At 57.3% G+C, this 12,496-nt stretch carries 9 protein-coding genes and 1 pseudogene; 9 read left to right on the forward strand and 1 reads right to left on the reverse strand.

Going from position 1 to position 12,496, the window contains the following annotated elements; genetic code table 11:
* Positions 1 to 908: 908 nt before the first annotated feature.
* A pseudogene (locus EOA33_RS09565) lies at positions 909 to 1,179 on the reverse strand (ATP-binding protein); the annotation flags it as partial.
* Positions 1,180 to 2,199: 1,020 nt separating this feature from the next.
* On the opposite strand from EOA33_RS09565, the gene EOA33_RS09570 reads away from it, so the two are divergent.
* The 9 genes from EOA33_RS09570 to EOA33_RS09610 all read left to right on the forward strand — a co-directional run bounded on the left by EOA33_RS09570 (position 2,200) and on the right by EOA33_RS09610 (position 12,300).
* Positions 2,200 to 3,288, forward strand: coding sequence for an extracellular solute-binding protein (locus tag EOA33_RS09570; protein ID WP_190234238.1), 1,089 nt, complete (start codon positions 2,200 to 2,202; stop codon positions 3,286 to 3,288).
* A 30-nt stretch (positions 3,289 to 3,318) separates the two neighbouring features.
* Positions 3,319 to 4,215, forward strand: a complete 897-nt coding sequence (locus tag EOA33_RS09575; protein WP_127405504.1) for an ABC transporter permease — start codon at positions 3,319 to 3,321, stop codon at positions 4,213 to 4,215.
* Positions 4,216 to 4,220: 5 nt separating this feature from the next.
* Positions 4,221 to 5,033 carry an ABC transporter permease gene (locus tag EOA33_RS09580; protein WP_190234239.1) on the forward strand — a complete coding sequence of 271 codons (813 nt, stop codon included), beginning with the start codon at positions 4,221 to 4,223 and terminating at the stop codon, positions 5,031 to 5,033.
* Positions 5,034 to 5,170: 137 nt separating this feature from the next.
* Entirely contained in the window at positions 5,171 to 6,214 is a 1,044-nt protein-coding gene (locus EOA33_RS09585; RefSeq protein WP_127405506.1) for an ABC transporter ATP-binding protein, read from the forward strand.
* A 272-nt stretch (positions 6,215 to 6,486) separates the two neighbouring features.
* Positions 6,487 to 7,254: an SDR family oxidoreductase gene (locus EOA33_RS09590; RefSeq protein ID WP_245482280.1), complete on the forward strand. Its 768-nt coding sequence runs from the start codon at positions 6,487 to 6,489 to the stop codon at positions 7,252 to 7,254.
* Positions 7,255 to 8,097: 843 nt separating this feature from the next.
* Complete coding sequence (locus EOA33_RS09595) at positions 8,098 to 9,687, forward strand: NAD(P)/FAD-dependent oxidoreductase (protein ID WP_127405508.1); 1,590 nt, start codon at positions 8,098 to 8,100, stop codon at positions 9,685 to 9,687.
* Positions 9,688 to 9,838: 151 nt separating this feature from the next.
* The gene (locus EOA33_RS09600) at positions 9,839 to 10,966 is read left to right on the forward strand and encodes an S-(hydroxymethyl)glutathione dehydrogenase/class III alcohol dehydrogenase (RefSeq protein ID WP_127405509.1); all 1,128 of its coding nucleotides are present in this window, start codon (positions 9,839 to 9,841) and stop codon (positions 10,964 to 10,966) included.
* 66 nt (positions 10,967 to 11,032) lie between these two features.
* Positions 11,033 to 11,599 (forward strand): S-(hydroxymethyl)glutathione synthase, encoded by a 567-nt coding sequence (gfa, locus tag EOA33_RS09605; protein WP_127405510.1) that lies wholly within the window; start codon positions 11,033 to 11,035, stop codon positions 11,597 to 11,599.
* Between the two features lie 167 nt (positions 11,600 to 11,766).
* Positions 11,767 to 12,300, forward strand: a complete 534-nt coding sequence (locus EOA33_RS09610) for a UPF0262 family protein (RefSeq protein ID WP_190234241.1) — start codon at positions 11,767 to 11,769, stop codon at positions 12,298 to 12,300.
* Positions 12,301 to 12,496: the final 196 nt, after the last annotated feature.

A 12,496-nucleotide genomic window follows, 5' to 3' on the forward strand; every position in this document is an offset into this window, starting at 1 on the left:
CGTCTATGCAGAGGTCGACTTCGAGACTAAGGCGAAGGCGCTCGAAAAATGCGAGGCGCCGAGTCTTGGCAAGATCCCAAAGCGATGGCGTGATCAACCGGCCCTGATGGACTTCCTTCGGTCCTTGTAACCCGCTTTGTTATGTGGCGCTCGGCGTCGTCACCGGCCTGCCGCCTCTGGCCCGCGGCGGCCGGCGCCACATCTCTACCGAAGCCACATTAGGCACTAAATGTGTTCGAGCACATTTGATGCGGGAAATCCGCCCGCCCGGATCTGTGAGGGCGAAAGCCGAACGGCTGAGCTACTCGACCACGACCCACCCTTGGGTTCATGATCTCGGTTGAAGGTTGGTTCCGCCGGCGGGACGGAGGGAGGCGGAGCCGACCAGAGGCCCGTCAGCGGCGGGCGGCCTGATGAGGCCGCTCTTTCGTTTGGCGCGGAGCCGGTTTGTAGGGCACAGAGGTGCGCTGCGACCTTGTATTCGGTGGGCCGTAGGAAGCCCGAACCACAATTGCAGTCATTCCCATCGACAACCGGCTCCAGGCGGTGGTCTCCATCTGGACAGGGTATTGGAACCATGTCATGTAACGGGCACCCGCCACCTCGGACTCGCCAACAGGCAGACGGAACTCTTCGCCTATCCTGCTCGCAACTATGCAGCGGTTGCCACGATATGAGTTCGGACTCGAACGCTGTCAGGCAGCTCCCCTGTCTTCAATATCCGCCACAGCGCAATGAGCAGCTGCGGGCGAGCGCCACTATCTGTTAATGGGCGCCGAAATCTCCGCGAACGTGTCCAATTTTCCCTACCTGAAAGGCGAAGGGTGGCGGTGACCAGCCGGCATTTTGATCGTCGGATTTCACTCCTGAGGGCCGGCCGCGATAGGTGCTTTTGATCAACGTGCTCGGGGGACGAGATCGGCGCGCTGTCGGAGGCGGAAGCTTGACCCCTCAATCTGGATAACGACGGCGTGTTGAAGCAGGCGATCAAGAGGTGCGGTTGCGACGACAGGGACCCCCGAAGACCTCGCCCATTTGGCAAATCCGCGGTTTGAGGTGAGGATCATGGCGCCCTTCTCATAGCGGCGTTGACGAGCTGGAAGAACAGATTGCCGCCGCGGGCACGACTGGGAGATAGCCGAATTCGTCGACGACGAGCAGCGAGGCGCGGCATAGATAGCCGGACGGGCCGAGAAGATGGACTGCCTTCTATCTTGGGATCGCTGCCCCTTCGTCCAGCAACTGCGGTCACGGACAGGCCCTGATGGTGTAGATCCAATATCATCACAAGTCCTCCAAGTTGGACCACCAGCGCCCCTCCCGTCCCACAACGACCGGAACGGACTATCGGAGCGAAAGCCGCCGAACTGGCGGCAGCAGCGCCAACTAGGGAATTTTCAATGCTCACAATCAGAGAATAATCATCGCGCACCATCCAGCGCGGAGACGTCCGCACCAGTGGACGGCGGGTAGGTCTTGACGGACATCAAGCCCTCGAGCGCGTCGTCAGCCGCCGCCATGTCATCGCTCGCCCACGCTGCCAGGGGGAGCGGCATCTCTTGGCGGCGCACCCAGTTCCATGGGGGGCAGGTCCGGATGGCTCTTAACAGAGAAAGCCAGGCCGGGACGAAGGAATGGTCGGCCCGGCCGAACAAGCGAATGGTGGGTGGCAACGATCGAAGCTCTTTGACTTCGCAGTTCCCATACAAGCATCATGCAACACTCCTGGGGGCCCATAGGTTCTACTTATCGAGCAGAAGTCCCATCCACGGACCACTCAGAAGCGCAATGCGTCCTTCAACGCGTAGGGGGCAGATGGTAGCCAGTCGCAATCGCTCTGGTCCGTCGAGCGTATGGGAAAATAATCGGCTTGACATGTTTTGAGTCGCTGCTCTAAATTCGAACATCGTTCTAATAATAAAATGATCGCTAAAAGGCGACAGGGAGGGCGCAGCTCCATGCGGCAGGCAGAATCGGCCAAAGCACCTATTTCCAGGAGACCGCCTAAGTCAACGCGCACGAAAGGCGGCTTCAAACGTCGAGTGCGCGCATGCGGTTTTTGAGATGGAACGCGCAGGCAGTAGCTTTGCCATCTCGCGGGTCAATCTCCTTGTTGCATCAACTCAGCGAGCCGTTCCTGAGGGGCCAACAGACGGCGACTGCACTCCCTCACTAGCGCAAACGACGAAGGAGAGATCAATGAAATCGACCTTGAAAGCATTGTCGCATCATACGCGCTTATTCGGAATCACCGCCGCATTGATCATGCTGTGCTCGGCAACCCAAGCTGCTGACCTCAAAGGGAAGGAGGCGGTTCTCTGGAGTTCCGGCGGTAAATACACCACTGCTCTCGAAGAGGCTTATGTCAAGCCATTCGAAGCGGAAACCGGAGCGAAAATTCGACTCGTTGAAGCCGATGTTGACGCGATGATCGGCGCAGTATCGGCGCAGGTCAAGGCCGGGAATGTCGAGTGGGACGGACTGTCGGGCCTCGATGCCCCATATATGCCGAAGTTCATTAAGGACGGACTCATTGAAAAGATTGACGTTTCAAAAATTCCTGGTCTCGAAAAGCTGCCTAAGGCGCTGAGGAGCGACTACGGAGTGCCTGTCCTCAACTCGGTCGTGACCGTTTCCTATCGCAATGCCGATAACATCGCGCCGCTCAAGAGCGTCAAGGACTTCTTTGATCCGAATATTAAAGGTGCACGAGTCGTAAGTTCCCTGGCTGGAGAGGCGCAAATGGTCTGCGCTTTGGCGCTTCTGAGCGACGGAGTCAGCGTTGAAGAATTGAGCAAGGGATTTGATATCGATCGCTGCCTGAAAATCGTTGACCGTATAAAGAACCAAATCACGGCGTATTGGGCCAATGGCAGCCAGATGGCTCAATTAATGATCGATAACAGTGTTGACTATTGCCTATGCTGGGACGGCAGAATCATCCAGGCGGCGCAGGCAAACCCGCAATGGAAGATCCAGCATAACGGCGGCATCCAGTTCCCCGGTTATTTCACCTACACGAAGGGAACGAAGAACGCCGACGTGCTCGATGCCTTCGCGGTGTATATGCTGGATCCGAAGCGGCAGGCCGAATTCACGAAGCTCGTCGGCTACAGTTCACCGAATCCTGACTCCGTGGCCTACCTGCCAGACAATTTGAAGCCGTTTATCAGCGTCACGCCTGAAGCCCAAGCAGTGTTGACCGCCCTGCCTGACTCACTCTTGGAGGCAATGTCGAGGCAGCAGGTAGAGCTGGGAAGGGCCTGGCAGGCCTACGTCGGCAAGTAAGTAGGCGAAACGTCCACTTGATCGAGTGACATGCAATTGAATCATAACATGAATGCAGGGCGGGGAAGCGCGGTCGCGGAAGTTGACAGGGGGGTCGTCCTCTCTCGACCGATTGGGTTTGCCAGCGTTTCCCCGCTCTTGATATTGCTCGGGATATTTTTCTTCGGGCCAATCGTTGCGCTGATGATGGCCATCCTTAGTGGTGGCTTCAATGAGGCCGCCGGGCTTTTCTCCGAGGTCCTCAGCAATCCGGTATTTCAGATCGTGGCGCTGCGAACAATTCGCATTTCGCTATTGGTCACAGCCATAAGCGTGGTTGTTGGATACGCAATGGCTTATGCGATGTGGAGGAGCTCGCCGAGTGTCCGGACCATTGCTCTCGCGCTCATCGTGTTCCCGCTTTTTACCAGCATTGTCGTCAGGACTTACGCCTGGACAGCGTTGTTTAGCCGATATGGGATGATCAACACCGGGCTGCTCCAGGCAGGGTTGATCGATCACCCTTTGGCCATGCTTAATACAGAGCCAGTTGTTTTGGTCGGTATGGTACAGGCAATGCTGCCATTTGCAATCTTGCCCATTTACACGATTCTTCTTGGACTCGACTTGGATCTTCTGCGTGCTTCGGCAATCTGCGGCGCGCGAGGACGGCAAACGTTTTTGAAGGTCGTTCTACCACTCACCAAGCAAGGAGCAGGCGTTGCAGCTGTTCTGGTCTTTGTCATCTCATTGGGATTTTATATCACTCCCGCAATTCTTGGAGGACCGAGGAGTGCGATGATCTCCAACATGATCAGTACCGAGGTCATGACTTTCTATAATCTCAAGGGCGGAGCCGTGATGTCTGTTCTTCTCTTGGCTGTCACGCTGTGCTTGCTGCTTATTGCCAGAAAAATCGGCTCCATTGCATCACATTACAGGAGGTGATGAGCATGGGTGACACCATTAATATCCGCCGTCTTCGATATTTACTAATTGCTCTCGTGGCTCTCTACCTAATCGGGCCAACACTCGTTGTGATATGGCTTTCCTTTAGCACGGACGAAGTTCTGAGATTCCCACCCCACTTGTTCTCATGGCGTTGGTATGAGGAGTTCCTTTTTGACGAGCGGTGGAACGCAGCTGTGTTGCGCTCGCTCTTGGTGGGTTCTCTAGCAACCCTGTTCGCGACACTCATTGGCAGTGTGGCTGCATTTGGAATAGCGCGTACCAGGTTGCCTGGAAAACAGATCGTTGAGGTCTTTGCCATCGCCCCACTCGTGGTTCCTCCGATCATCCTAGCGACCGGCGGTTATTCCTTGTACTTCAGCCTGAACATGATTGGATCGAACATTGGGCTCGCCATCATGCATACGGTCTTGGGCGTACCTTATGTCTATCTCATTGTGTCGTCCGCTTTGACACGCAACGATCCCAGTATTGAGCTCGCGGCGCTGAGCCTTGGTGCGAACCCCTGGCGTGCCATCCGAGATGTTACCGTTCCGGCCAATCTACCGGCGATCATGACAGGAGCATTGTTCGCGTTTCTGATCTCGTTTGACGAGGTGGTGGTGACGGTCTTCTTGTCTGGTTCGATGACACCGACGCTGCCTGTTCGGGTCTTCTCCAGCCTTTCGCTTGCTGTTTCACCCGTCGTTGCCGCTGTCTCGACGATTCAAATCATCATTGCGTTAATGTTGATGTCACTGCTGGGTCAGTTGCAGCGTTGGCAGCGGCGGTGGGCGGAGGCAGCCCCAGCGATTTAGCGAGCCGCCGTACGTCAGATCCGTCTCAAAAGGAACGTTTCGTGGGCATACATTCAACACTTTCGCAATCGCGAGATCGCGTCGGAGGAGTGCCGTTGTCAGCAAATGCAGGTGCAATAAGCGGCTCGCGTGTGCAGATGAGCAATCTCACCAAGGAGTACGGATTAATCCGGGCCGTTGACAACGTCTCCCTCGATATCGAGCCAGGCGAGTTTCTTTCGCTGCTTGGTCCGTCAGGGTCTGGCAAGACAACGGCACTAATGATGCTGGCTGGCTTCGAAAGGGCGACGTCTGGAACAATTCATATCGGCGAGAAGGATGTCACCTCAGTTCCGCCTTTTGCTCGGGGGATCGGGATGGTCTTCCAGAGCTATGCGTTGTTCCCCCATATGAGCGTCTATGAAAACATCGCCTATCCGCTCAAACTTAGGCGCATGTCGAAATCAGAGACTAATGACCGCGTGCGTCGCGCGATGGACATGGTAAAGCTCCCGGCCGACACGTTCGCCAATAGACTGCCGCAACAACTTTCCGGGGGACAACGCCAGCGCGTCGCCTTGGTCCGGGCACTGGTATATGAGCCGCACGTCCTTCTGATGGACGAGCCGATGGGAGCACTGGACAAGAACCTTCGTGACGAGCTCAAACTGGAGCTCCTCAGCCTTCAGGAGCGGCTCCGCCTGACAATCGTTTATGTGACCCACGATCAGGGAGAGGCTTTGATGCTCTCCAACCGCGCGGCCGTGATGCGGGATGGCCGGATCGAACAAGTAGCGGATCCAGAAACCCTGTATCGACGTCCGCAAACCCAATTTGTCGCGAATTTTCTGGGCGAGGCCAATTTGATAGCGGTTGAGCGATCATCCGAGCGAGAGTTCCGCCTGCCCGATGGTCAGGTGGTACGGAGCAGCCCCGACATCAGCATAGCCACCGGGCAGGCATACCTACTGATGCTGCGGCCGGAGGAAATCGAGATCTGCTCGGACGGTGAGGCGATGCTACGTGGTCGGGTACAAAATATCGTCTACCTTGGGAGTTCAGTTCGCCTCGGCGTTGAGACGCCCATGGGCGTCCTTACTGTCCTAGCAAAGCCAAATCAATCGCGCCGATTTGAGCGCAACCAAATGCTAGGTTTGCGTTTCGCGACTGAGGCTGCAGTCCTCGTCCCCCAAAACGGTTAGAGCTGTGCCAGGCAATAGTCAAACTGAGCTTCCTGCTGTTTTGCCTATCCAAGTGTCGCATCGAGACTGGCGGCGGGGGTACATATCGGACTCCAGCTGCTGTTGCGCCGACGAGCACTTTCATCGAAAAAGGTCTTGCCATGCCCATCGTCGATCGTCTTTCGCCGTTCTCTCCAGCCACTTCGCCTTGCCGAGCCTTGCAACGCATGAAGCGCGAATGTACCTCCTCGTGACCAGCCTCAGGTTACGCGGTGACCTCCGTGAATGTACTTGTGACAGGCGTTAGCGCCGGGATCGGTGGAGCGATCTGCGAGCAACTCGCCAATACACACGGCAAGGCTCTCTCTCTCGTAATGTGTGTGCGCCGGTCGACAGAGCTGGTCGAAGACTTGGCGAGCGCCTGTCGGCTTCGGGGCTCCGCAGTCGTGATCGTGACAGCCGATCTTAGCCAACCTCCAGCTCCTGCAGAATTGGTGGCCAAGGCAGTGGAAGAATTTGGCGGTCTCGACGCCATTGTTTCCAATGCCGGCATTGCCGACCCGGCTCCGCTGGAGTCACTGGAGTTGGACGCGTGGGATCGTATGTTTGCTATTACGTGTCGAGCGAGCTGGTTGCTTGCGAAAGCTGCATTCACCCACTTGTGCGACAGCCGCGGGAGCTTCGTATCGATATCATCGCAGTCCGGCAGCCATCCCCATCGTGGCACCGGCGCTTACAGCTCTGCGAAAGCCGCGCTAACGATGCTTTGTCGGCAGCTTGCGATTGAGTGGGGACAATACGGTATCCGGGTCAATTGCGTGTCGCCCGGTATGATCAGAACCCCGATGACTGAAGCAGTGTATCAGGACGAAGGGATGTTGAGGGCGCGCGAGGCCATTGTGCCTTTGGGCGCTATCGGACAGCCTTCGGATGTTGCGCGCTTGGTAGAGTTCTTGATCGACCCCACGAACCGCTATGTGACGGGACAGAATATTGGAATTGATGGTGGCCTCTCTCAAACACTCTTGGATCGTATCCCTGGATTAGCAAGAAGGAAGTAATCCGGATATGGGCGCACGCTGCTTTACGGATACCTTACTACGCTGCATCCACGTAACATCGCGGTACCATGCGCGAGCGGCGGGCGGCCTGATGAGACCGCTTTTTCGCCTGGCGCGGAGCCGGTAACTTGGCGGCGAGGACAGGCCGCATCCGGCTCAGTAAGAGTGCCGGCACCACAGTCGCCGTCGGCACCGAGTTAGCCACGGTCGACTAACACCCGCATCCATGATGTCACGCGCGACGATTCAGAGAACCCACTTGCAACCTATCTGATCACCGTTGTCTGTCGGTCCTCTCTGGACACGAGCGATGCATCCGGTGAGCCTTTGCTCGACCATCGACCATCTCTCAGCGTGGCTGGATCAGTACACGTCTCACTCTACAATACGCTGACTGATCATTCATCGGAGGGCGTGAGAACCGTATCGAGAGCCTTGGCCGTCCGCTCGGCGCTTACGAACTCCTAGCTTCCGGGGAGGTAATCTCCCAGCGACGTTCAGTCACGGGGTTTGGGTAGAATCTCGGCATCGGCGTCCACGGCTGTTCTACGCATTGCCAAACGGATCACGTTCCCGATGCAGTAGTCCGTGGGCCGCCTTCAACACGGAAAAGCGGAACGATGTTCGATAAATAAGCAGTGACTCTCTTGACAAGCTATGCCGTGCCCGTTTAATAGCAGAACGATGTTCATTTTCAATGACGTGAGAGAGCGTCTTGCGGCAGCAAATTCACGATGGCCACAGGTGGCTGCTCCCAAAGCCGCATCTTTGAATCGGCCACCGCATACTGCGCGAGGGATACAAGGGGTGTGATGCCGGGCAGGCGTCGAAGAGGAGCTATGTATGGCAAGCGGTTATGATGCGATCGTATTGGGTGGCGGGCACAACGGCCTTGTTTGCGCGTCGTACTTGGCGCGGGCGGGCATGCGAACCGCTGTACTGGAACGACGGCATGCCGTCGGCGGCGCGGCATTTTCGGACGAGGTTTTTCCCGGCTTCAAGTTTTCTGTCTTCTCTTACGGCTTGCAGCATTTGTACCCTCGGATCATAAAAGATCTCGAGCTTGAGAAATTTGGTCTGAAAGCAGTTTCCTATGGCGACCTCTTCAGCCCCACGGAAGACGGTCGGTGCTTGATAACAAATTCCGATGACGCGGCAACGGCGAAGAACATCGCTCAATTTTCCAGAAAAGATGCTGAAGTCTACCCCAAGTTTGTCGAATTTCACAACAAACTCGCGGCATATATGCGCCACCTCGGCACAGAGGTTCCCCCTGATCCCACGGCTTCAAATTTCCGAGATATCACCAAGACACTCTCTTTCTCTTGGCGGAACTTTGGTTTGAGGACCAAGCTGTTCGACTTCGTGGAACTTATGACCCAAAGCGCAGATGAGTATCTTAGCCATTGGTTCGAGAATGATGCTGTGCGCGCGCTGTTCGCCTACCCAGCGGGCGTCGGAAATTTCGTGGGTCCTCATTCTCGAGGATCTGCACTCGGTTGCCTTTATAATATGCTTACCGATTATTCCGACGAGGTGGAGCGCGGACACGTAATTGGGGGCATGGGGACTGTCTCGAAGGCATTAGCAGCATCCGCTCAGCGCTTGGGTGTCGAGATTCACACCGATGCCGAGGTCGAGCAGGTAATCGTCGAAGGTGGAAAGGTCAAAGGCGTCGCGACGAAAGACGGACGCGAATTCCGCACTGGAATTGTCGCGAGTAGCATGCATACGAAAGTCCTCTTCGGTAAGGCTGTAGATCGCAAACATCTCCCTGACGAGCTTGTTCAGTCGCTTGAAAAATTCAACACCTTCGGCACGAACTGGAAGATTAATGTCGCTTGCAATCGACCGCCACAGCTCAAAGCCCTGGGAACGAACGCCGGCGCGCCTGTCCCGGTTTTTGTGCATATCGGTCCAACCATAGATTACCTGGAAAAGGCTTACGACGACGCTAAATACGGAAGCTTCGCTCAACTACCATGGATGACTGTTGCGACCCCCACTCACCTTGACAGGAGTATGGCCCCTGAGGGTAAGCACGTCGTGAACCTTTATGGCGGCCATGTCTCCTACAAACTTCGCGAAGGTGAGTGGTCGACCCGCCGAACGGAATTCGTAAAGACCGTGTGGCGAGTGCTCGATGAATTTGTTCCTGGGTTCACAAACGACATCATCGACTACCAGGTCCTATTGCCGACGGACATTGAGAGTATTCTTAACATACCAGGTGGCAATATCCTGCATGGACAGATGACCCCAGATCAACTGTTCTCGCGCAGGCCATACCCTCACTACTCCGACTACAGGACGCCGGTTAAGGGCCTCTACCAATGCGGCTCGTCTTGTCATCCTGGGGGAAGCGTCAGTGGGCTGCCAGGAATAAATGCAGTGCGCGAGATCCTGCGAGACCGCGGGAAAAAGCTGTCTTGAAGCACTTAGGCGGCTGAAAAGAGGCGCAGATAACGTAGCTACTAGACGACCCGAGAACAACTGCCTGTGGGCTGCATCCCTCGGGACATCACGCGCGGCTCTTGAACTGATAGCGTCATCAACCGCAAGCGCGCCATGGAAGGGAAGATGTATGGACGTTCGCGCCGCCGTTGCCGTACAAGCTGGAAAACCGCTTGAAGTGATGACCGTGCAGCTGGAAGGGCCGCGCGAGGGCGAGGTTCTGGTCGAGGTCAAGGCGACGGGCATTTGCCACACCGACGAGTTCACGCTGTCTGGCGCCGATCCGGAAGGCATCTTCCCGGCGATCTTGGGGCATGAGGGGGCCGGCATCGTCGTCGACGTCGGCAAGGGCGTCACCTCGGTCAAGAAGGGCGACCACGTCATCCCGCTCTACACGCCCGAATGCCGGCAGTGCCCGTCGTGCCTGTCGCGCAAGACCAATCTGTGCACCGCCATCCGCGCCACGCAAGGCCAGGGCCTGATGCCCGACGGCACCTCGCGCTTCTCGGTCGATGGCGAAAAGCTGTTCCACTATATGGGCTGCTCGACCTTCTCCAGCTTCACCGTGCTGCCGGAGATCGCGGTGGCCAAGGTCAATCCCGACGCTCCCTTCGACAAGATCTGCTACATCGGCTGCGGCGTCACCACCGGCATCGGCGCGGTGATCAACACGGCCAAGGTCGAGCAGGGCGCCACCGCGGTCGTCTTCGGCCTCGGCGGCATCGGCCTCAACGTCATCCAGGGTCTTCGCCTGGCCGGCGCCGACATGATCATCGGCGTCGACATCAACAACGACAAGAAGGCCTGGGGCGAGAAGTTCGGCATGACGCATTTCGTCAATCCGAAGGAGATCGACGGCGACATCGTGCCTTATCTGGTCAACATGACCAAGCGCGGCGCCGACCAGATCGGCGGCGCCGACTACACCTTCGACTGCACCGGCAACACCAAGGTGATGCGCCAGGCGCTGGAGGCCGCGCATCGCGGCTGGGGCAAGTCGGTCATCATCGGTGTCGCCGGCGCCGGCCAGGAGATTGCGACCAGGCCGTTCCAGCTGGTCACCGGCCGCACCTGGATGGGCACCGCCTTCGGCGGCGCGCGCGGCCGCACCGACGTGCCGAAGATCGTCGACTGGTACATGGACAAAAAGATCCAGATCGACCCGATGATCACCCATACGCTGAAGCTCGAAGACATCAACAAGGGCTTCGACCTCATGCATGAGGGCAAGTCGATCCGCAGTGTCGTGGTTTACTGAAGCAATGCCACCGGCCGCGGGCCATCATGCCCGCGACCTCTGTGGTCAACATGGGAGGAAGTAGGAATGGCGGAAAAACTGCATCACTCGATCGACAACGGCCTGCCGAAGGAAAGCGCAAGCTTCTCGGGCGGCACGCTGGTCTGCCTGTGCACCAGCAATCCGGTGAAGGTGAAGGTCAAGGGCCAGATCGCCCACAACCACGCCTGCGGCTGCACCAAGTGCTGGAAGCCGGAAGGCGCCATCTTCTCGGTCGTGGCCGTTGCCGGCACCAGCGATGTCACCGTCACCGAGAACGGCGACAAGCTGAAGGTGGTGGATCCGGCAGCGCTGATCCAGCGCCATGCCTGCACCGGCTGCGGCGTCCACATGTACGGCCCGGTCGAGCGCGACCATGCCTTCAAGGGCCTGTCCTTCATCCATCCCGAGCGCTTCGAGGAGGACGGCTGGTCGCCGCCGGGCTTTGCCGCCTTCGTGTCGTCGATCATCGAATCCGGCGTCGATCCGAGCCGCATGGACGGCATCCGCGCGCAGCTGAAGTCGATCGGGCTCGAGCCCTATGACTGCCTCAGCCCCGGCCTGATGGACTACATCGCCACCTGGACGGGGAAGAAGTCCGGCGCCTTGGCCTAGCAAAAATGAGGGCAGCTCTGCGAAAGCGCAGGCTGCCCGATAAACCTGAGGGTGCCCCCTCGAGATGAACCGGCGAGGCTCATACAGGAGTCTGGCTACGCTCCGCATCCGAGACGGCATGAGGATCAACAATGCGTTTGGAGGCAATTGAGGAGAGGGGAGAAGCCATGGACGCCGCTGAGTTTTTTTGCGATGTGTCTTTGGACCCTTCCACGGTCAACCATGATGGGCGCGTGGAGCGCGAACGAGCCATTGCCGTGCAAGATCTGGTCGAGAACAGTAAGTGCGTGCCTAGGATACGCCCATCGAGGACCGTTTCGTCTGAAAATCACATCGGCGGATTCAAGCCTTCTATTATTCAAATCTCGACGGACACGGGAGCACACGTTGGAAGCCAAAGTATATCGCTCGGTTCGTTCCGCCGGATCATCAGGGACTATACCCGGATATGCGAGAGCTACTTCGATGCCGTCCGTCATCCGGGCCCCGACCGACTTGAAGCCATCGAGATGAGTCGCCGGAGCATTCACAACGACGCTGCTGCCCTCCTGAAGGAGCGACTCGCCTCCGTAGCAGGTATCGATCTAGACGCCGCTCGTCACCTCTTCTCGTTGATCCACGTCCTCCTCTCGCGGACGATGCAGTGGCAGCTTTGTCCGAAATCTGCAGGCGGTTCTGGGACTCAGTCGACGATCATCTGACGCAAGCACTCCGCGAGCGCCGCAGAGAATTGCGAATAGCGTCGCAAACAACTGCGCCAATCACAAGGTGAATTATGAAAGCTAACTCCGCAGGCTTTCTCGAAAGCGTCGACCAGAATTTCCGCCACGCCATCACCTTCCTTAACCTGCCGGAGGGTTTGGCAGATAGGATCATCCAGTGCAACTCGACCTATAC

The organism is Mesorhizobium sp. M4A.F.Ca.ET.050.02.1.1 (assembly GCF_003997725.1).
Classification (GTDB): Bacteria; Pseudomonadota; Alphaproteobacteria; order Rhizobiales; family Rhizobiaceae; genus Mesorhizobium.

Coding starts and splice junctions, on each gene's coding strand:
- EOA33_RS09570 (WP_190234238.1), top strand. CDS start 2,200: ATGAAATCGACCTTGAAAGCATTGTCGCATCATACGCGCTTATTCGGA.
- EOA33_RS09575 (WP_127405504.1), top strand. CDS start 3,319: ATGCAATTGAATCATAACATGAATGCAGGGCGGGGAAGCGCGGTCGCG.
- EOA33_RS09580 (WP_190234239.1), top strand. CDS start 4,221: ATGGGTGACACCATTAATATCCGCCGTCTTCGATATTTACTAATTGCT.
- EOA33_RS09585 (WP_127405506.1), top strand. CDS start 5,171: ATGAGCAATCTCACCAAGGAGTACGGATTAATCCGGGCCGTTGACAAC.
- EOA33_RS09595 (WP_127405508.1), top strand. CDS start 8,098: ATGGCAAGCGGTTATGATGCGATCGTATTGGGTGGCGGGCACAACGGC.
- EOA33_RS09600 (WP_127405509.1), top strand. CDS start 9,839: ATGGACGTTCGCGCCGCCGTTGCCGTACAAGCTGGAAAACCGCTTGAA.
- gfa (WP_127405510.1), top strand. CDS start 11,033: ATGGCGGAAAAACTGCATCACTCGATCGACAACGGCCTGCCGAAGGAA.
- EOA33_RS09610 (WP_190234241.1), top strand. CDS start 11,767: ATGGACGCCGCTGAGTTTTTTTGCGATGTGTCTTTGGACCCTTCCACG.